Annotated in this window: 21 protein-coding genes and 1 tRNA gene; 10 read left to right on the top strand and 12 right to left on the bottom strand. The window is 63.1% G+C overall.

What is annotated here, in order from left to right; translation table 11 throughout:
- Window positions 1-11: 11 nt before the first annotated feature.
- The 8 genes from AC1RRE_RS11075 to AC1RRE_RS11040 form a co-directional block, all read right to left on the bottom strand.
- On the bottom strand, window positions 12-983 hold the full coding sequence (locus AC1RRE_RS11075; protein ID WP_492981191.1) for a tripartite tricarboxylate transporter substrate binding protein: 972 nt from the start codon (window positions 981-983) through the stop codon (window positions 12-14).
- A 193-nt stretch (window positions 984-1,176) separates the two neighbouring features.
- Window positions 1,177-1,911 (bottom strand): Crp/Fnr family transcriptional regulator, encoded by a 735-nt coding sequence (locus AC1RRE_RS11070; protein WP_492981190.1) that lies wholly within the window; start codon window positions 1,909-1,911, stop codon window positions 1,177-1,179.
- A 35-nt stretch (window positions 1,912-1,946) separates the two neighbouring features.
- Complete coding sequence (locus tag AC1RRE_RS11065) at window positions 1,947-3,083, bottom strand: DNA polymerase III subunit delta' (protein ID WP_492981189.1); 1,137 nt, start codon at window positions 3,081-3,083, stop codon at window positions 1,947-1,949.
- On the bottom strand, window positions 3,080-3,733 hold the full coding sequence (gene tmk, locus AC1RRE_RS11060; protein ID WP_492981188.1) for a dTMP kinase: 654 nt from the start codon (window positions 3,731-3,733) through the stop codon (window positions 3,080-3,082). The genes AC1RRE_RS11065 and tmk overlap by 4 nt, the downstream gene beginning before the upstream one ends.
- Entirely contained in the window at window positions 3,730-4,917 is a 1,188-nt protein-coding gene (locus tag AC1RRE_RS11055; RefSeq protein ID WP_492981187.1) for a D-alanyl-D-alanine carboxypeptidase family protein, read from the bottom strand. The genes tmk and AC1RRE_RS11055 overlap by 4 nt, the downstream gene beginning before the upstream one ends.
- Window positions 4,895-5,887, bottom strand: a complete 993-nt coding sequence (locus tag AC1RRE_RS11050) for a septal ring lytic transglycosylase RlpA family protein (protein ID WP_492981186.1) — start codon at window positions 5,885-5,887, stop codon at window positions 4,895-4,897. Before AC1RRE_RS11050 ends, AC1RRE_RS11055 begins: the two co-directional genes overlap by 23 nt.
- Before the next feature lie 103 nt (window positions 5,888-5,990).
- Window positions 5,991-7,154: a lytic murein transglycosylase gene (locus AC1RRE_RS11045; RefSeq protein ID WP_492981185.1), complete on the bottom strand. Its 1,164-nt coding sequence runs from the start codon at window positions 7,152-7,154 to the stop codon at window positions 5,991-5,993.
- An 82-nt stretch (window positions 7,155-7,236) separates the two neighbouring features.
- A complete protein-coding gene (locus AC1RRE_RS11040) occupies window positions 7,237-8,031 on the bottom strand; it encodes a YdcF family protein (protein ID WP_492981184.1) in 795 nt (264 codons plus the stop codon).
- A gap of 95 nt (window positions 8,032-8,126) precedes the next feature.
- On the opposite strand from AC1RRE_RS11040, the gene AC1RRE_RS11035 reads away from it, so the two are divergent.
- From AC1RRE_RS11035 to AC1RRE_RS10990, 10 genes are all read left to right on the top strand, one after another.
- Window positions 8,127-9,431 carry an MmgE/PrpD family protein gene (locus AC1RRE_RS11035; protein ID WP_492981183.1) on the top strand — a complete coding sequence of 435 codons (1,305 nt, stop codon included), beginning with the start codon at window positions 8,127-8,129 and terminating at the stop codon, window positions 9,429-9,431.
- 6 nt (window positions 9,432-9,437) lie between these two features.
- Window positions 9,438-9,929: a hypothetical protein gene (locus AC1RRE_RS11030; protein WP_492981182.1), complete on the top strand. Its 492-nt coding sequence runs from the start codon at window positions 9,438-9,440 to the stop codon at window positions 9,927-9,929.
- A 78-nt stretch (window positions 9,930-10,007) separates the two neighbouring features.
- Entirely contained in the window at window positions 10,008-10,532 is a 525-nt protein-coding gene (locus tag AC1RRE_RS11025; protein WP_492981181.1) for a response regulator, read from the top strand.
- A gap of 64 nt (window positions 10,533-10,596) precedes the next feature.
- On the top strand, window positions 10,597-11,139 hold the full coding sequence (locus AC1RRE_RS11020; RefSeq protein ID WP_492981180.1) for a response regulator: 543 nt from the start codon (window positions 10,597-10,599) through the stop codon (window positions 11,137-11,139).
- Between the two features lie 10 nt (window positions 11,140-11,149).
- On the top strand, window positions 11,150-11,947 hold the full coding sequence (locus AC1RRE_RS11015; protein WP_492981179.1) for an MBL fold metallo-hydrolase: 798 nt from the start codon (window positions 11,150-11,152) through the stop codon (window positions 11,945-11,947).
- A 113-nt stretch (window positions 11,948-12,060) separates the two neighbouring features.
- Window positions 12,061-13,806 (top strand): ATP-binding protein, encoded by a 1,746-nt coding sequence (locus tag AC1RRE_RS11010; RefSeq protein WP_492981178.1) that lies wholly within the window; start codon window positions 12,061-12,063, stop codon window positions 13,804-13,806.
- Window positions 13,806-14,093, top strand: a complete 288-nt coding sequence (locus AC1RRE_RS11005) for a hypothetical protein (RefSeq protein WP_492981177.1) — start codon at window positions 13,806-13,808, stop codon at window positions 14,091-14,093. The genes AC1RRE_RS11010 and AC1RRE_RS11005 overlap by 1 nt, the downstream gene beginning before the upstream one ends.
- Before the next feature lie 392 nt (window positions 14,094-14,485).
- The gene (locus AC1RRE_RS11000; RefSeq protein WP_492981176.1) at window positions 14,486-15,625 is read left to right on the top strand and encodes a helix-turn-helix transcriptional regulator; all 1,140 of its coding nucleotides are present in this window, start codon (window positions 14,486-14,488) and stop codon (window positions 15,623-15,625) included.
- 25 nt (window positions 15,626-15,650) lie between these two features.
- Window positions 15,651-16,172 (top strand): globin family protein, encoded by a 522-nt coding sequence (locus AC1RRE_RS10995; protein ID WP_492981175.1) that lies wholly within the window; start codon window positions 15,651-15,653, stop codon window positions 16,170-16,172.
- A gap of 34 nt (window positions 16,173-16,206) precedes the next feature.
- A tRNA-Ser gene (locus tag AC1RRE_RS10990) sits at window positions 16,207-16,296 on the top strand.
- A 16-nt stretch (window positions 16,297-16,312) separates the two neighbouring features.
- Here AC1RRE_RS10990 and AC1RRE_RS10985 read toward each other — a convergent pair.
- The 4 genes from AC1RRE_RS10985 to AC1RRE_RS10970 form a co-directional block, all read right to left on the bottom strand.
- A complete protein-coding gene (locus AC1RRE_RS10985) occupies window positions 16,313-16,711 on the bottom strand; it encodes a response regulator (protein WP_492981174.1) in 399 nt (132 codons plus the stop codon).
- Between the two features lie 165 nt (window positions 16,712-16,876).
- Complete coding sequence (locus AC1RRE_RS10980; protein ID WP_492981173.1) at window positions 16,877-18,346, bottom strand: sensor domain-containing diguanylate cyclase; 1,470 nt, start codon at window positions 18,344-18,346, stop codon at window positions 16,877-16,879.
- 108 nt (window positions 18,347-18,454) lie between these two features.
- Window positions 18,455-19,306, bottom strand: coding sequence for a sulfite exporter TauE/SafE family protein (locus AC1RRE_RS10975; RefSeq protein WP_492981172.1), 852 nt, complete (start codon window positions 19,304-19,306; stop codon window positions 18,455-18,457).
- Between the two features lie 117 nt (window positions 19,307-19,423).
- Window positions 19,424-19,996, bottom strand: a complete 573-nt coding sequence (locus AC1RRE_RS10970; protein ID WP_492981171.1) for a PAS domain-containing protein — start codon at window positions 19,994-19,996, stop codon at window positions 19,424-19,426.
- Window positions 19,997-20,100: the final 104 nt, after the last annotated feature.

Below are 20,100 nucleotides of genomic sequence, written 5' to 3'. Positions count from 1 at the left end.
GACGCGTGCGCTTACTTGGCGATGCCGACGGCCTTCATGATGGTGCCCATATCGGCATCCGACTTGGCCATGAACTTGGCATAGTCCTCCGGACCAGCCCAGACGATGCCGAAGCCGCGCTGCGCCATGAAGTCCTGATAGTCCTTGCTGTCATAGACCTTCTTCACCGTCGCCAGCAGTTTGTCGGCTGCTTCCTTCGGGATGTTCTTCGGCGCCGCAATGCCGCGCCAGGCAGCCATGGTCCAGTCGCTGCCGGTTTCGGACTTCAGCGTCGGCACGTTGGGGAACAGCGCCGAGGGCTTGGCATCCATGATGGCCAGGCTTTTCACCTTGCCGGCTTCGATCAGCGCGCGGGCCTCGGGCAGCGAAACCGGTGCGATCTGCACGCCGCCGGCGATCATGTCCTGCAGGCCCGGCGCGGCACCGTTGCTAGGCACCCAGCCGACGGAGGCCGGATCAATGCCCTGGTCGCGCAGCAGGCCGGCAATGGCGAGATGCCAGATGCCGCCCTGCCCGGTGCCGGAAGCCTTGAACTTGCCCGGGCTGGCCTTCACCGCCGCAAGCAATTCCTTCACGGTTTTATACGGCGCGTCGGCAGCAACCTGAACGCCGGCCGGATCGGCATTCACCAGCGCGATCGGCGTATAGGATGACGGCGTGAGTTCGGTGAGGCCCTGCCAGTGCATCATCGCGATCTCGACCGTGATGAGGCCGATGGTGTAGCCGTCAGGCTGCGACTGGGCGATGGCGGCATGACCGACCACGCCACTGCCGCCGGTGCGGTTGACGACGTTCACCGGTTGGCCGAGTTCCTTTTCCATCAGGCTGGCGATGATGCGCGCGGTGGCATCGGTGCCGCCGCCGGCACCCCAGGGTACGATCATGGTAATGGGGCGGTCCGGGAATGCGGCCTGCGCGCCGACTGACGTCAGCAATGCCGCGCCAGCGACAAGACTGGTGACGAATGCCTTGAACCCACGCATGGGTTACCCTCCTGCTGATTGACGTTTCCTCGTTGTGCCGACACGTCTTTAAGCCGCGCGTCTATGCACCACCCGGTTACTATCTCGCATCTGATATGTCAGGGCAATCTGGAAACGTGCAGGCGCGGTTCGACCTAATGCGCAGACAGTGCAGCGCAGCATCACTTGTATCGACAGGTGACAGGTGAAGAGTTTACGCCAGCCCGTGGCTGTTCTGGCGGACATCCAGGCGAACAATCGCCTGTTCCAGTGCGCCGCGGTCGGTCAGATAGTAGGTCTTGTCCTTGCGGGTGACCTGACCGCCATGCAGCAGGTTGGCCAGAACGCGCGCCACCGTCTCACGCGTGGTGGCGGCACGGCGGGCGATCTCGTGCTGCTTGGGCATCGGATAGATCATCCAGCCATCGGCATTGAGCGGATCCTGGCGCGCCAGTTTCAGCAGTTCGCGATAGACGCGCTGGATTGCGCCCAGTGTCGCCAGATCCATGATGCGTTCGTTATTGGCACGGATGATGCTGGTCAGACGACGCATCACCTTGATGCCGACGGCGGGCTCGCGCGCCACCAGCGCTTCAAAAGCCTTGGGCGGCATCGCGGCAAGACGACAGGTCGTCTGCGCCACCACACTGGCCGAGCGGCGCTCGCCGTCGATGGCCGCGATCTCGCCGAAATAGCTGCCGGCCGAAACCAGTGCGTAGGAAATCTCACGGCCGTTGCCGGAGAAGTTCACCACCTCGACGGTGCCCTCGACGACGAAATAGACATCGCGGCTGTCGCTGTTGCGATCCAGAATCTGTTCATGGGCGGCGAAGCGACGCCACTGGCAGGCACGCTCGACTTCGGCGCGCGCAGCCGGGCTCAGATCGGACAGCAGTTCGATCTTTTCCAGACTGTCGGGTGCGCTGGCGCCAACGGCGGCCTTGGCCATGAAATCCCCCTGCCCCTAAACGGTAAGCTGAATATTCAACGAGCGGCTGCAGACCGCGCCAGCGCTGCGAACAGGTTCAGCAGCATCTGCTTGCGGTCAAGATTGACCGATTCCCCGCGGTCGAGCAAGCGACCGATCTGTTCCCAGTCCTCAGCCCAGCGGTCCGGCCCCTGCCATTGCGCCAAACGCTGCGCCAGCGCGGTTTCACCAGGAAAAATCTCCGACCAGCCGGTGCCGCCGATCCGGCCCGCGGCCGAAGCCCGCACCAGACGCGCCAGCCACCAGCGGAACAGGTCAGTCATCAACTGGAAGCCGGCTCCGCTGCGGTCACGGTTGATCGCGTCACCGAAGGCATGAAGCTTGGCAATATCGGGTTTGGGCAGTTGCGCCACCAGATCGAGCAGGCCGTGCAGCAGCTTCAATCCGCCCTGCCCGGCCAGCATCGCCGCGCGGCCGGGCGATCCTTCCGCCAGCACGGCAAGGCCACGGCGTTCGGCTGCATCCAGATCGGGCAGCATGCCCTCCAGTGCCGGCAGCAACGCGGCTTCATCCAGCGCGCGTAACGGCAACCGGCGGCAGCGCGAGCGGATGGTGGGCAGCAGGCTGCCCGGCGCATGGGTGACCAGCAGCAGCACCGCATCCGGCGGCGGTTCTTCCAGAATCTTCAGCAATGCGTTCGCCGCATTGATGTTCATGTCGTCGGCTGCATCGACGATGCAGACGCGATAGCCGCCTTCGGCCGCCGTCATGGCAAAGCGGTCGATCACCGCGCGCACATCCTGCACCACGATGTCGCCGCGCCAGCGGTCGCCCTTCTCATCGTAGCTGCGCTCGACCGTGATAAGATCGGCATGGCCAGCATTGGCGACGCGGCTGAACACCGGATCGTCTTCGGCGATGGCCAGCGTCTCGGGCAGCACCGGACCGTCGCCGAACAGGCTGGGGCCGCTGTCCATATTGGCGGCCGGACCATGCTTGAGCAGGAAGCGCGCAAAGCGGAAGGCCAGCGTCGCCTTGCCGATGCCGCGCGCGCCGGTGATCATCCAAGCATGCGGCAGGCGACCGGACGCCCAGGCATCCAGCAGCGTCTTCTCCGCTGTGGCATGGCCAAACAGCGCAGCATTATGGCGCGGCCCCCAGGAGGCCGCCTGTTGTGGCTCGTAGCCGCTCATGGGATCAGGGTAAACTGTGCGGCGACTGTCTTCCAGAGTGCCGCTGCCACGGCATCAACATCGCCACTGGCATCGACAATGCGACAGCGCTGCGGTTCACGGGCGGCAATGTCATGGAAGGCCCGACGCAACGTCTCGTGGAATGCTGTGCCCATGCGCTCGTAGCGGTCTTCGGCCGCAGCCTGGCCCTGCATGCGCGCTTTTGCCCGCTGCAGGCCGATCTCAACCGGCAGGTCGAGCACCAGCGTCAGGTCGGGCGCGAAATCACCCAGAACGAGCTTGTGAAGGCCGGCAACCGTCTCGCGACCGACTGAACCGCCGTAGCCCTGATATGCCATGGTGGAATCGGCAAACCGGTCCGAGATCACCCAGGCGCCGCGCGCCAGCGCCGGTTTCACAGTCTTTTCGACATGGGCGCGACGGGCGGCGTAATGCAGCAGGGTTTCGGTCATGGCGTCCCAGCGATCGGGATCGCCCGTGACCAGCAGGCTGCGGATGGCTTCGGCGCCCGGCGTACCGCCGGGCTCGCGCGTCAGAACGGTTTCGATGCCGCGCTCGGCCAGCTTCGCAGCCAGCCGCTTGACCTGGGTGGACTTGCCGGCGCCCTCGCCGCCTTCCAGCGTGATGAAGCGCCCGCCTTTCGCGGTCACTGCTTCTTCGCGCCCCAGAGCAGATAGCTGACGGCGGCGCTGATGCGGCCGGTGAAGCCAAGCTGCTGCACATCGGCGCCGGCAACCAGCGGTACTTCCATCAGCGTGGCATCCTTGTTGGCCACCACCAGCTTGGCCACCGGAGTGCCCTTCACAACGGGCGCCGGAATCGGATTGTCATACGTGACAGTGACCTTGACGCCGGCCTTGCTCTGGCGCGGCAGGGTCAGCGCCAGGCTCTTCTCGATCACCAGCGGAACCTTCGGCGCATTGCCGAGCCAGACATCGGCCTCGTCGACCGTCGCGCCGGCGGTGAACAGCTTGTAATTGTCGAACTGGCTGAAGCCGAGTTCGAGCAGGCGCTCGGACTCACGCGACCGCTCGTTCATGCTCTTCAGGCCGTTCACCACCAGGATCAGGCGGCGCTCACCGCGCTTGGCCGATACGGTGAGACCGTAGCCGGCTGCGTCGGTATGACCCGTCTTCAGGCCATCGGCGCCGACATCCTTGTAGAGCAGCGGATTGCGGTTGCCCTGGGTGATCGGCTTCTTGGTCACCTGGTCGATGCCGTAGGTGAACTCCTTTTCGGAGTAGAAGTGGTAATACTGCGGGAAGCGCGAGATCAGCTGCTTGGCCAGAATGGCCAGGTCGCGGGCCGTCATCATGTGCTGCGGATCGGGCCAGCCCGACGCATTGCGCAGCGTGGTGTTCTTCATGCCGAGCTGCCGTGCACGCTCGGTCATCATCTCGGCGAACCGCTCTTCATTGCCGCCGATGCCTTCGGCCAGCACGATGCAGGCGTCGTTGCCCGACTGGATGATCATGCCGCGCAACAGGTCTTCCACTTTCACGCGGCCACCGATCGGCACAAACATCTTCGAGCCCTGGATGCGCCACGCCTTCTCGCTGACCGGCAGCATGTCGTCCAGACGCAGCTTGCCGGCCTGCAGCTGTTCAAACACCATGAAGGCAGTCATCAGCTTGGACATTGACGACGGCGGCATCAGCTCGTCGGCATTCTTCTCGAAGATTACCGTATCTGTGTCGTAATCGATCAGCAGCATCTGGCGCGCCACCGTTTCGACCTGACCCAGCTGGGCTCTGGCCGGCAACGTGCCGGCAGCAAAAACCATCAGCGCGGCAAACGCCGCATGGGCAACCTTAGTCGACAACGATACGCGCATTGTTCTGTCCACTGTTAATAGCCTGTTGCAGGGCCTGGTCGGCGGCGGCCACCGGGTTGAAGGGCCCGAGGCGGACGCGGAAGAATTCCTGCCGGTTCACGAATGTGGACGACACACCCGTGGGGCCGATGCCTGAAAGCTGCGCCGCCAGCTTGTGTGCATTCTCATGCAGCGTGAAGGCGCCGACCTGAACATAGATCTGGCCACCGCGCGCTGGGCCCTGTTCCACCTTCTGCTGTGTCAGGTCGGCCACGGCGACCGTATCGCCGACCTTGGTCTGCGTGCCCTGCGGATTCTGGGCCTGCAGAATCTGCATCGGCGACGGCTGCGCCGGCGCAGTCTGCACCACATCGCCGCTGCGGCCCTTCGCGCCGGGCGGCGGCGGCAGGGCTTCAGCCTGAACACCGCCACGCGGGGCGGCAGCCGGGCGTTCGTCGCCACCGGCGCTGCGCGAGGCGATCATGGTGTTATCGCCAGACAGCGGCGCCGGACCGACATACTGCACGCGCACCTTGGCAGTGCCCTGACGGTCATAACCGAGAAGCTGCGCGCTGCGGCGCGACAGATCGATCACGCGGCCATTCACATAGGGACCACGATCATTCACGCGCACGACGATGGTGCGGCCGTTTTCCATATTGGTGACACGCACCAGCGAGGGCATCGGCAAAGTCGGATGCGCGGCGGTGACCTCGTTCATGTCGAAGGTTTCGCCATTCGCGGTGGTCTTGGCGTGGAACTGCTCGCCGTACCACGAGCCAATGCCGGTCTCGTCGTAATTCGGATCTTCCTTGGGGTAATACCAGACACCGGCGATCTGGTAGGGGTTGCCTACCTTGTAGATGCCGCCCTTGCCGACCTGGGACTGCTTGGAGTCCCCCCCGCGCACCACCGACTTGGCAGTGTGATTGAACAGCGTCGCCTCGGCGCAGCCCGAAAGCCCGAGGGCAAGGACCGCCAGGGCAACCATCCGGGCGCAGGACGTCCATGTGGATCGGGAGTCCCCCCCGACCCCTTCGGAATAGCAAGGGATGGCGTGCCGACGTCGCTGCATGGTCTAGATATTGCGTATATTAACCGTCGCCGAGGCGGTCGGCAAGCAGGCTGACGGTCAAAGCGTAGTGATGGGCGCAGTTGTACCGGAGGATCGACCGGTAGTTTCCGTAGACCAGGAAGGTCTGGCCACCGGGGCCGTCCGGCTGCACCAGGGCACCGGACTGCTGGACCTTGGGCAATTCGCCGCCATCGGCGCGCCGCACCCCCAGCCGACTCCAGTCCTCGACCGAGAGGTCGCGGGTCATCTGGTCGATGGCCCGGCAGCCCGAGCGGCCCTCGCGGACCATGTCGGGCAGCTTGCGCTGCAGGTCGTTGGAAATCCGCACCTCGCGGCCCCAGGTCTGATTCGTGTTCCAGCCATGCTTGGCGAGATAGTTGGCGATGGAAGCAAAGACATCGTTGGTGTTGTTCCAGATGTCGCGCTTGCCGTCGCCGTCGAAATCCTCGGCATAGGACAGGTAGCTGGTCGGCATGAACTGCGGCTGGCCCATGGCGCCGGCCCACGACCCCTTCATGGTCGGGAAATCGATATAGCCGCGATCCAGCATGGTCAGCGCGGCGAACAGCTCGTTGCGGAAATACGTGGACCGACGACGGTCGAAGGCCAGCGTCGCCAGCGAATGCATCAGCGGCACATCGGCCTTGACCGCGCCATAGCGGGTCTCAATGCCCCAGATCGCCAGCACAAACCGCGGCTGCACGCCGTAACGCTGCGCCACCTGGCGCAGTACGGCCTGATGATCATCGCGCAGACGCTGGCCGCGCTGCACGTTCTGCTGGGTGATGACGCGGTCGCGATAGGTGGCGAAGCTGAGTTTGAATTCCGCCTGGTTGCGGTCGCGCTCGATAATGCGCATGACCGGTTCGACGCCGGTAAGCGCCGTGCGCACGACATCCTGCTTGATGCCTTTCTGCAGGGCCTCGGTGCGGACTTCGGCGAGGAAAGCGTCGAACTCTGTGCGATTGAAGGGCGCAATCGGCGCGGACGCCGTCGCATTGGATGCAGGCGCTACCGGAGCGGGCGTCTGCGGCGCGGTGCTGCCGCTTTGCGCCGGCGTTTCCGTTGCCACGGTCTGCGCAGCGGCCGAGCCTTCCCGCGGCGTGCCGGACGGACGCCAGCCACAGGCAGCAACCAGTCCGAAACCCAGCAGAACTACCGCAAGCCGCCAGCTTCGCATCATGAATCCCCGAATCCGTAATCTGTAAGACCTTCAAGGCATTAACCTGCCGGGGCCGCCACCGCCAGTCCCAAACTGTGATATTTCACGGTTTCGGTGCAGGGCTCCTGCGCGCGGGGAGCAAATCGTGCGTGTACCCCATAAGCCGATAACCAAGCAGACCGAACCATTCCTTGCTGGCGGCATCCAGCCGAGCCAGCCTGTGCAGCAGGTTCGGGCGCGCGGCTTCCTGTGTCCGGAAATCCACCGGATACGGCAGTACGGCCGGCCAGCCAGCCGACTCAATCGTGTTCACGGCGCGCGGCATATGAATGGCCGATGTGACCAGCAGCCAGGTTTCGTTGGGCTGCGGCCGAATCAGCGCCATGGTGTTGCGGGCATTTTCGGCCGTATTGCCCGAGGTGCTTTCATAGGTCACGCGTGCCGGATCCAGCCCCAGGAGCGCAAAGGCACGGGCCGCCACATCGGCCTCGGTCACGGCGCCTTGCGGATGCGGCACGGCAGCACCACCGCTGAAGACCAGACGCGCGTCCGGATAGCGACGGGCCAGCGCGACAAAGGCCACCAGCCGGTCCGCACTGCCATTCAATTCCGGCCAGTCGTACGCCGCCATGACCGCCGGTTCCTCGGCGCCGCCCAGCACCAGGATACCGTCAAGACGGTCGGGCAGGACCGGCTTCGGGAAATAGGTCTCCAAGGGCCGCGTCAGCCAGTCGTTCACCGGCAGCAGGCCGACCGCCAGCACGGCGGCCAGCACGGCGGTTCCCAGCCAGATGCCCAACCGCCGGGTGGCGCGCCACCAGGATAGCGGCAGCGCCAGCAGCAGCAGGATGAAAAGGATGCTGCCCGGATTGGCGAAAACGCTGAGTATCTGTTTCATCGGCAGGTCATGGCCACGCAGGAAGTGGGATTCCGATCCGTGAATCGGTACAGTCGGAGAAAGCCTAGCGATAACCTCTCATCGGCAACACAGCTATGACCGCCCTCGCCTCGCTTTCTCTCACTCAGCGTCTGGTCGCCCTGATCGCCGCCAAGCCGATCACGCCCGACGATTACCGTAGCGCCGCGCTGTTCACGCTGGATGCCCTGGCCAATGCGCTGGCCGGCCGCAGCACCGCGCCGGGCGCGATCCTGCTGGACTGGGCTGCGGCCGAACCGCTGACGACGGGCCGCGAGGCCATGCTGCTCGGCGGCCTGACGCATATCCTGGAGGTCGATGACCTGCACCGGGCTTCCGTGGTGCATCCGGGCTGCGTGGTGGTGCCGGCGGCCTATGCGCTGGCCCGTCGCCGCGATGCAGGCGGCCACACCTTCCTCGCCGCCGTGCTGCGTGGCTTCGAGGCCTGCTGCCGTGTCGGCATGGCCGTTGGCCCCGCGCATTACCGCATCTGGCACAACACCGCGACCTGCGGTCCGTTCGGGTCGGCCTACGCCGCCGGTGATCTGCTCGGCCTCGATCACGCCGCGATGACGGATGCGCTCGGCAATGCCGGCACACAGTCTTCGGGCCTGTGGCAATTTCTCGAGACCGGCGCAATGAGCAAGCACCTGCATGCCGGTCGCGCCGCGGAAGCCGGGTTGCTGGCGGCCGATCTGGCAGCGCGGGGCTTCTCCGGACCGCCGCATATTCTCGAAGGCGACAAAGGCTTCTTCAAGGCCACCTGTTCCGATGCGCAGCCCGAACGCCTGCTGGCGGATGCCGACGCGCCCTGGCAGCTTCGCCTCACCTCGATCAAGCCCTGGCCCTGCTGCCGCCACACGCATCCGACCATTGATGCCAGCCTCGAACTGGCGCCGCGCATTGGCAATCGCCGGATCGAACGCGTGCACGTCACCACCTATCAGGCCGCACTCGATGTTTGCGACCGCGCGACGCCGGACAGCGAATACGCGGCGAAGTTTTCCCTGCAGCATACGGCTGCGGCCGCGCTGAATGACGGACGCGTGGATTTCGGCAGCTTCGACGCCGCTGCCCGTGCACGCCTGGCGCCGCAGACGCGCCTTGTCAGCATTGAAGCCGCAGCGCCCTTCGTTGATCGCTATCCGCGGGCGTGGGGCGCGCGCGTGAGCGTGCAGCTCGACGATGGCACTGAACTGAACGCCGAGCGGCAGCATGCTTTCGGCGATCCGGAAAATCCACTCGATGAATCCACCATGCGCGACAAGGCCATCATGCTGCTGCACCATGGCGGAATTGCCGAGCCGGCAAGATTCGTCGATGCCATTCTGGCGCTGGCCGAGGATGGCCCGTTGCCTGTCCTGCCCGACCGGATGCTATAATCGCCCATGATGTCGCGTGCCCTGATTCTATTTGTCATTGTACTAGTGGCGCTGCCGGCCTGGTCGCAGACGCAGAACCGGCGCGCCGCTTTGGGCCCCTGTTTCGGCCCCAAGGAAGCCGAGGCCGAGGCCGAGGTCCGCACCGGCATCCAGCTACGTGAAACCCTGCGCCGCTGCGCACAGACCGATCCCGATGGTCAGACCTATCTGAACGACTGGTATACCTTCGACAAGGACAACGGCGACCGATTCAAGGCTGCCGTGGAGTTGCGGCGCCAGGCCATTTCCCGCATCTATCCCAATCGCGCTCAGGCCCTGCAGTGGGAAACCGATGCGGCCGTCGCCACCATGAAGCCGCTGCAGACCAACGACAGTGTCTGCAAGAGCACCTATGACATCATTGACCGGATCAAGGCCGAGAAGTGGCCCGGCTTCAAATACTACAGCCGCCTGCAGGAACGAATCCTGGCCAGCGAAATCCCGATCTGCAAACGCTGACCGGCGACGGGCCGGGATTCCGCTTCCCGGTAAATCGACGGCTGTATATTATTCCGCCAAGCCGCTGCGGGAACCGTCATGACCCTTAATCTGGATAAGCTGAAAATCCTGCTGGTCGAAGACCACGACGCACATGCTGCCGTCCTGATTGCCATGCTGCGGGGTTTCGGCATCAAGCATATCGATCGCGCCGATGATGTCGAAGCCGCCATCCGTCTGCTCAAGGCCGGCACGCTTTATGATCTCATGCTCTGTGACTTCAATCTCGGAGCGATCAACGGCCTGGCCCTGATCAAGGCCGTGCGGACCAGCACCAAGCTGACCAACCGCTACATGCCGGTCATTCTCATCACCGGCGATACACGCCCCGATCGCGTGACTGCCGCGCGCGAAGCCGGCGCGAACGACTTCCTGTCCAAGCCCATTCATCCCCCCACCCTGCTGCAGACCCTGCAGACGATCCTGAACAATCCGCGCGCCTTCGTGGAGACCAATGCCTATTTCGGGCCTGACCGCCGCCAGCGCCAGGACAGCAGCCTGCGGGGCCGGCGCGACTCCGACCGCGACAAACCCAAACCGGATTCCTTCGATCCTTCGGCTTAAACATCTGCCCGGAATGACAGATTGTTGCTTTCCGGCAGGGCTGTTGCCCCGCTAATATCAGGACATGAAGCCAGACTCGCTGCGCGCACGCATTCTGCTGATCGAAGATCATGCCCCCACGGCGGCCACGCTTCAGGCCATCCTGCAGGCGCTTGGTTTCAGCAAGATCACCCATATGGCCAACATGTCCTCGGCCATCGAGGCCCTGAAGCAGGGCGCCTTCGATCTGATCCTGTGCGACTTCCAGCTCGGCATCGTCAACGGGTTGATGCTCGTGCGCATGATCCGGCGGCCCGATGGGCTGGGCAACCCGAATGTTCCGATCGTGATGATCACCGCCCATGCCGATCCGGAGCGCGTGGCCGAGGCGCGCGGCACCGGCGTCGACGACTTCCTGGTCAAACCGGTCGATCCGGAAGTGATGGCCCGCTGCCTGTCCAGCCTGCTGGAGCGCTCGCGCCGCTTCGTGAAGTCGAAAGACTATGCCGGGCCCGACCGTCGCCGGCGCAACACCACCGATCATCCCGGCCGCCGCCAGGAAGATCGCGAGCCCACATCGTTGGTGCCCAAGACTCAAAACAAATGGATCGTGCCCCCCAAATCCTGAGGTGACTACCATGCTTCGCCCGGCGCTGTTCGTTGCTCTGTTGAGTTTCACGACCATGATCCTGCCGGGCACAGCATGGACCGCCTGTCTGGGCGCCGTGTCGCAGGCACGCCCGCAGATTATGCCGGCAAGCATGCGGCTGGCCGCGGCGCCGCCCGGCAGCGTGCGCATCAGCTTTGTCGGCCACGCCACCTTCCTGATCGAAAGCCCACAGGGCGTGACGGCTGCCACCGATTACAACGACTACATTCGTCCGAGGGTGCGGCCCGACATCGTGACGATGAACTATGCGCACACCACCCACTACACCGATCACCCCGAACCCGGCATCACTCATGTTCTGCGCGGCTGGTCCTATCAGGACAAGCCTGCCCGTCATAACGTGCAGTACAAGGACATGCGGGTACGGAACGTGCCTACCAACATCCGCAACTTCAACGGCACCGAATATGACGGCAACTCGATCTTCATTTTCGATGTCGCCGATCTCTGCATCGCCCACCTCGGACATCTGCATCACAAGCTGACGCCGGGACATCTGGCCGATCTTGGCAAGATCGATGTGGTCTTCGTGCCGGTCGATGGCGGACTGACACTGAATATCTTTGACATGCAGGACGTCATCACCCAGATCGGCGCACCGTTGGTGATCCCCATGCATTACTTCAGCGAGAACACCCTAGAGCGCTTCCTGGCACGCCTGCGAGATTCTCACGAAATCAGACTAAGCAATGATCCGAGCACGGTTGTGTCTCGCGGCACCCTGCCAAAAAAGCCCGTGGCTCTGGTGCTTCCCGGCCCGCACTGATCGCTGAAAACTCGCACACCATCGTAATCCCCAAGGATTATGGCGGATAATCAGCGATTCGCTGACAATCCCTGCTGCCGCTTTTCATCTGCAGGGAATCGAGACCGGGCGCCGTGTATCAGCCTTATCTGCATACACCACTAGTAACGCAGCCTTCGCTGCGCTTCGGTCACTCGCGCTCGTGGCGGCATTTCGTCGCCTTTGCGATTCTGGCTTTCCTACTCTGCTGTGGCCTCGGTCTTGGCTATTACCTGTCCGCCCGTCACGCTTTCCAGCGCAGCGCGCAGGCCGAACAGCAAACCGTGCTGCAGCTGATCGACGCCTATACATCCGAATACAGCATGCACCAGACCGCGAACCTGCCGGTGCCAGCCACCTTCAGCCGCACAGCCCTGCAGACCCTCGCCGCCAACCGCGGCAACAGCGAAGCCATGCGCGTTATCTGGGCCGGCCTGTCCGATCGTTACATCACCACGCCGCCACCGGACGACGATGCCGCACGCCAGCTCAGCGCGATGGCGCGTCAGGTCGCGCCCAAGCCGCGCACCCGTTTCGTGCAGATCGGCGGCGTGACCCTGCTGCGCACCATCTACCCCTCCTTGGCGACGCAGGATTGCGTCAGCTGCCATAACGACGTGCAGTGGCACCAGTCCGTCGGCGCAGAGCATCGCTGGATCGTGGGCGACCTGATGGGCGCTTTCATCCTCGATGCGCCCGTTGATGCCTTCATGGCGGCGCGCCGGAATGAGGGCATCGGCATCGCGCTGGCCTGTTTCATCATTTCCGTCGGTCTGGCCTATGTGTTCTTCCGCCAGAACCATCGCCAGATGCGCAGCGAGGCCGAGAACAGGCTGTTTGTCGAGGTGGCTCAGGCCATCGAGGGCATCGGCGATGGTCTCGCGGTCTTCGATGCGCGCGGCAAGATGGTGCTGGCCAACAAGGCCTATCGCCGCCGCAACGGTGGCGACCCCACCATCGTCTTCTCCGAACCGGTGATGAAGACCACCACGATCGAACGCGATACGTCAGGCAGCTGGGTCAAGGTCGACGAAGCCCGTACCACCTCGGGGATGTCGGTTCTGCTGGAAACCGACATCACGGCGCTCAAGCGGCGCGAGGGCGACCTGATCGCCGCGAAGATGGCGGCCGAGTCCGCCGGCAAGGCGCGATCCGACTTCCTCGCCATGATGAGCCACGAGCTGCGCACGCCGCTGAACGCCATCATCGGATTCTCCGAGATCATGGAGCGTGGTCTGCATGGCCCGATCGCCGACCGGTATGTCGAATACGCCACCGATATCCGCAACAGCGGCCTGCACCTGCTGAGCATCATCAACGACATCCTCGATATGTCGAAGATCGAGGCCGGCAAGATGCAGGTGATGATCGAACCCATGAACCTGCTGGATGCCGTGGAGGACTGCCAGCGGCTGTTCGCCAGTCAGGCCCACGAGAAGGGCGTACTATTGCAGGTTGATATCCCCGAGATCGATATCAAGGCTGACCGGCTGCGCTTCAAACAGATCGTCATCAACCTGCTCTCGAATGCCATCAAGTTCACACCCGCCGGCGGAACGGTTTCGGTCACGGCCTTGAGCAATGAGCATCAGATTGCCCTCATGATACGGGACACCGGCCGCGGTATCGCCAAGGCCGACATCCCACGCATCCTGGAACCGTTCGTCCAGATCGGCGACATGCATAAGACCGGATCTGGCGGCACGGGCCTGGGCCTGCCCCTGACCAAGGCCCTGGTCGAGCTGCATGGCGGGACGTTAACGATTCTCAGTCAACTGGGCAGCGGAACTGTGGTAACAGTATCGCTTCCACACCACAGCCCCACCATGGAGCTTCTGTGATGACCGAGTTCACGCTCATTATCGCCTTCTTCCTGATCGGCGTCCCTGGCGGCGCCTTCATCGTCCTGCAGCTGATCGCCGCCCACAAGCGGCAGATCCTCGCGGTTGGCTGGAACTCCGGTGAACTGCAGCGTCGCGGCCGCCGCATCGCCGATCTCGAACAGCAGACCGTGGCCGATCGCCAGACCATGGCGGAACTGATGCTGAAGATCTCGGCTCACCGCATGGCGGTCGAGCGCCTAGAAAAAGTGATCGGCGCCAGCACCGCTGCCTCCGCGAAGAGCTGATCACTCCGACTTTCGAATCCGTTTCAAGTTTGTTTTTTAAACTTACACAGCCCGATCGACGATTGCCGAAGCGTGCGATTATCGATCGGGTTTATTTCTGCCCGAAACAAAACTCGTGATTGTCGGGATACAATGCTTCAAAAAACGTCACATGTATTTGAAGAATTCCAGACTACTGATCGTTTGATGTAATTGACGTTTACACTGAAACAAAAATTACACGCCATCCAAAGAAAAGCGATGGTGCACATCACCCAATCCGACTATACAGCCGCCCCAACACACGTATGCAGTAAGACATATGGGTGTCGCGCACGCTGGACCGAACGGCGTAACGCAATGCGATCACGCCGGCCTGCAAGCCGTGCGCATGAATTCAAGTGGGGGCTGTCATGGGGCACATATCAACGGATGAGCAGTCGCGACTGCTGGCGCATCTTTATTCCGGCACCATCGAATATGGTCACTGGGCCGACTTCCTGCGCATCCTGACCGCATCCTTCGACGGCGTGAACAGCTCTCTGGCGACAGTGAATGTCCGCACCGGCAAGCCCATCGTGCAATACACCAGCCGTACCTTCGACCGCAGCTGGTATGATCGCTACACCGCACATTTCGCACGCGTCAGCCCGCTGCGCCCCGTGCTGTTCAAGCGCGAGAATATCGGTCGCGCCCTCGCCTGCCATCAGGCCGTCTCGCCCGCAGAATTCGAGAACAGCGAGTTCTACACCGATTACCTGTCGGACTACGACATCCGCTATCTGCTCGGTTCGGTATTCAAGGTTGGCGAAGGTACGGCGGCCTATGTTGCCATACATCGCTCGCGCCGCTCCGGTCCCTTCGAGAACGACCAGATTGCCGCGTTGCAGAACCTGCTGCCGCATCTGGCGTTGGCCTATCGCATCCGCTCGCAGTTCGTCGGCATGGGCCGTTACGAAGATATCAGCCAGCAGTATCTGGATGCCAAGAGCAAGGGCCTGATCTGCCTGGACCGCCATTGCCGCATCGTCTCGATGAACCGCGAAGCCGAGCGCATCCTCACGCTGAATGACGGCCTGTCCTACCTGCAGGACCGCTTCCTGACCCAGAACCGCGAAGATGACCAGCGGTTGGCGCAGATGATCGCCCGCTGCGGGCAGGCCGACATGATGCCGCATGACAGCCGCAACCTGGCTGGCGGTACGCTGCTGCTCCGTCGCAGCGGTGGCAAGCCGCATTACAATCTCTGGGTCTTCCCCGTCATCGGCCGCAACGCGCATTTCGAGGACAACCAGATCGCGGCCGCCATCGAGATCACCGATCCGCTGGCGCGCCAGGCCGTCCCGGCGCAGGCGGCGCTGTCCGGCTTCAGTCTGACCAAGGCGGAGATGCGGCTGGCCGAGGCATTGATCGTTGGCGGCCAGCTCAAGGATATCGCCACCCGCTTCAATGTCAGCGTCAACACGCTGAAGGTCCAGCGCCGCTCGCTCTATCGCAAGATCGGCGCCACCCGTCATTTCGATCTGCTGAGCCTGGTTCGCCATGAGGGCTGAGACTGCAGACACCAAGGATACTGCCATGACCGCGACTGCCGCCCTGCATCATGTCGATTACGTGCTGCCCCAGCCGGTGATGATGCCGGAGCCGGACAGCACGCATATCACGCCGATCCAGATCGGGCTGGTGCGGACGACCTTCCGCATCCTCACGCTGGAGAAAGACCGCTTCGCCGAGATGTTCTATGCCCGGCTGGTGACGCTGGATCCTGAAATCCGCGTCCGTCTGCCCCGCAGCACCATGGCGGAGCAACGCACCCAGCTCATGCTGGTGCTGGGCAGCATCGTCGACTTGCTGGATGACAGCCCGCTGCTGCAGAAGCGTCTGGCCGCGCTGGCCCGGCGCTATACCGTCTACGGTTCCGGGGATCGCAAATTCCAGACCGCCAAGGCGGCGCTGGCCTGGTCGGTCGACCGGATTCTGGATCAGCCGGCCGCCAGCAATGCCCAGGCCGCCTGGACTGCGGCTTTCAATCTGGTCGAGGCCCTGCTGGGCGGTGCCCGGCCCCAGGTTGACCGTCCTCTTTCCAGCCTTGCGGGTTGACGCCCCGGCGGACCGGCCGTATCACCGGGCCGCCGGACAGGTGGCCGAGTGGTTTAAGGCAGCGGTCTTGAAAACCGCCGTACCTTCACGGGTACCGTGAGTTCGAATCTCACCCTGTCCGCCATGCTTCCCGACAGCCGTCAGTAGGCGCAGGGAAATCCCAGGCTGGGGAGATGCTTCGCCTCCTCCAGCGTCGCCGTCACCAGGGCGACCAGCGCATCGTTTTGGAACGGCTTGGTCAGAAAGCCCTGGATGGGCAGACCATCGACCGAGATATGCCGGGGAAAAGCTCCGCTCATCAGCAGGATCGGCGTATGGCAGCGCACGTCGAAGCCACGGATCATATCGATCAGATAATCACCGTTGCCGAACGGCATCTGGTAATCGGTGATCACCAGATCGAAGGGCACGATCTTGAATTTTTCGAAGCCGGAGATGCCATTCTCGGCCCGCGCGACGCGATGTCCCAGATCCTCAAGCAGATCCTCGACTATTCTCGCGACCAGCGGGTCATCCTCGACCAGAAGTATGTTCGCCATATCCGTGTCCGTCCTTGATAGCTGGCGGCACGATAGGCGACGGAAATACAGCCCATCAGGTGTATTTCCGGATACGACGGGAAACCTGCAATGAATATCCGGTAACCTCATCGGGCCGGCTGACGGGCCGGTGCCGGTTTTCCGCGGCCGGCCTGATCGCCGGATTCAGTCGGCAGCCTGCATCAGGTCCTGCACGCTCACCTGGTTGCGGCCGGATTCCTTGGCGCGGTAGAGCGCGGAATCGGCGCGGGCGATAAAGGCCGCCGGCTCGTCCTCGGCCTGCAGCAGCGTGACACCCACACTGACCGTCGCCCGGATCGTGCGGCCATCCTGCGCGAAGCTGGCGCCTTCCACGGTCTGCCGGATGGTCTGTGCCAGCCGCTCGGCGTTGAACAGGTCGCAGTTGCGCAGGGCTACCAGGAATTCGTCGCCGCCCCAGCGGCAGATGATGTCGGACGAGCGCAGGCTGACGCGGATCGCATTGGCCACACCGACCAGCACGCGATCGCCGGCGACATGCCCAAGGCTGTCGTTGATGGTCTTGAAACGGTCAACATCGATCATGATGACCGATAGCGGCTGGCTGAACCGCTTCGCATCGCGCACGGCCTGATCCATCAGGATGTCATAGGCATGGCGACTGGCCACGCCGGTCAGGCGGTCGGTGGTCGCCATCGCTTCCAGGCGTTTCTGGAAATGCGTGATGGTCAGCCAGGTGGCGATCAGCACCAGCGCCGTGATGACAATGCAGATCAGGATGTTGATATAGAGCGCGTTGCGGATCTGCGCGAGATCACGATCCGCCTCCTTCTCCACCAGCAGGAACCAGTGCAGCTCCGGGATGAAACGCACATTGAGGAACCGCGTCTGCCCGCGATAATCGTATTCGAAGGTTTTCACTTCCTTACGCGACCAGTCCGCCATCAGGCTGCCCAGCAAGCCGCGTTCGGAAATATTGTTCTCCGACACGGCCTCGCCTTCGCCCACCAGCACGATATGGCCCTGCGCATCGGCGAAATAGACCGTGCGGCCGTAGCGGTTCTGGTATTCGGTGATCAGCGTGCGCACGGCATTCACCGTCAGGCCGATGCCGGTCGCACCGATGAAGTTGCCTTGATAATCCAGCACCCGGTAATTGATGAAGATCGTCATCGTGTCCTGGTTGGCCAGATCAGGATCGACATTGATCTCATAGGGCAGCAGCATCTCGCGCACGCGAAAATACCATTCGTCGCGCAGTTCGTCCTTGTCCACCTGCTTCAGCACGCTGTCGGCGTGATAGTAATTGCGGGTCTTCTCGGAGACGAAGAAGCTGGTGAAAGCGCCATAGCGCTGCTTGATGTCGTGCAGATACTGGATCAGCCGCTCCGGATCCTTCTCGCCCGACAGCACCCAGTCGCGCACGAAGGTATCGGTCGCCATCACCGAAGAGATCAGGATCGGCTGGATCAGATCCTTCTGGATTTCGGAATAGATGTTGTCCGAGGTCAGCGGCAGCTCGGTCTGCACCACGGCATCGCGCAGCGACTGCCGCGAGACAAAATAGCTGGCCAGCGACGTCGCCAGAAAGCCGGTCACCAGCAGCGCCGTCACGACCGCCACCAGGGCCCGCCTGTTATTCAGGACCTGCTTCATTGCCCCCATCCACCAGAATACTCCAGATACAATACTCGCAGTCCGGGTATTGTGAACAGGGTTCCGTCCCGTCAATCAGGGTCGGAAAACAGCCATAAGAACTGGCCGTCAGAAGAAGCTGATGACGAAGCGCAGGCAGACGGTAATGAGGAAGAGCCCGAACAGAATTTCCAGTTTCCGCTTCGGCAGGGCATGCGCGAGCTTTGCCCCCAGCGGCGCGGTCCAGATGCTGGTCGGCACGAAGAGCACGAAGCCCAGGACCGAGACGAAGCCCAGCGCCAGCGGCGGCTGCATGGCCGCCACATCGGGATACAGCGCCGCCTTGGGCCAGCCCGCGTAGATATAGCTGATTGCGCCGGGAATGGAGATCAGAACGCCAAGACCCGACGAGGTGGCGATGGCCTGGTGGATCGGCCGGCCATAGAAGGTCATGAACAGGCTGGAAAGCTGGCCGCCACCGATACCCATCAGGGCCGACAGCACGCCGATCAGCACACCATAGGCCCGCATGACCGGATTGGACGGCATGTCGTCGGCGATCTTCCAGCTGTCCTTGCCGAACAGCAGGCGCAGCGCCGAGGCACCGGCCACCAGCACGAACACGCCCTTGAACACATCGGCCGGGGCATAGCGGGCCATGACGCCACCGGCGATCACGCCCAGCACCACTGGCACGGCCCAGATCTTCACGATCGACATGTCGACCATTCCCTTGCGCCGGTGCGCATTGAAGGAGCGGATCGAGGTCGGGATGATGATCGCCAGCGACGTGCCGACGCAGAGCGGCAAGCGCACCTCTTCCGGCACGCCCATGAGAGTGAACAGCTCGTTCAGCACCGGCACGATGACCGCGCCACCGCCCACACCGAACACGCCAGCCAAAACGCCCGTAAAGGCACCTGCCGCCAGAAGCGCAACGGCAAGCCAGGCGAGTTCAGTGAAGGAAATACCGAAGATCATGGGACTCTCGAATACATCAGGACTGGCGCCAGAGTCGGCGCGGAGCCAGATTGTCGGCCGAATACTGGCCCCCGGGCAACGGTCTGGCCGTAACCCGGGTGTAAAAGCCGGCCGTCCTCATGTCTTTTTACCGATGGTCTCAAAGGTCCGGTCAGGCCCGGGAAGATCAGGCTGCTGCGGGTCACCATAGGACATGCAGATCAGAAACTGTTCGACATAGTCCGGCCGGTCGACCGAGACTGGCACGATGGCGGCTTCCAGCGGCACGAAGCTGCGATCGACAAAGGCCAGCGTGCCATGCACGCGTACCGGCTGCAGCCGGGTCATCGCCCAGCCATGCGCCTGATGATGCACGACCATGTCGGCCGGCGAGAACAAGTCGTCCAGCCAGCGGCCGGTGCTGTCGCGGCCAGTGGCAGCCACCACCTCGGTGCCGATCAGCCGGAAACGATAACGCTCGCGCACTGCATCCATGTCGATGATCGCCAGACGTGGCAGGTGGTCGCGCAGGACTTCGGGCGGCAACGCCGCGCGCGAGGGAATCCGATGACCGGAGGGGATGACGCTTTGCCACAGGCGGATAAAGGCAAGCGACTGCGGCTGCTGAAAGCGGGCATCCGTATCGCAGGACAGGGCCTGTCCCAGATACGCAGATCGGGCCCGGCCTGCGAAAGGCTCACGCTTTCCCATGCATTTCCACCCTTGCCCGAACATACCGCCGGCTTCGGCGCATCATGCCAGAGTCTGCAACGCACGCACCAACGGAAATTCCGCAACGATGCTGAGCGCTGGAA

Source organism: Ferrovibrio sp. GW821-FHT12D07 (assembly GCF_058807275.1).
The sequence above is the reverse complement of the archived record's forward strand: the minus strand, read 5'-3'. Positions and strand labels throughout refer to the sequence as shown.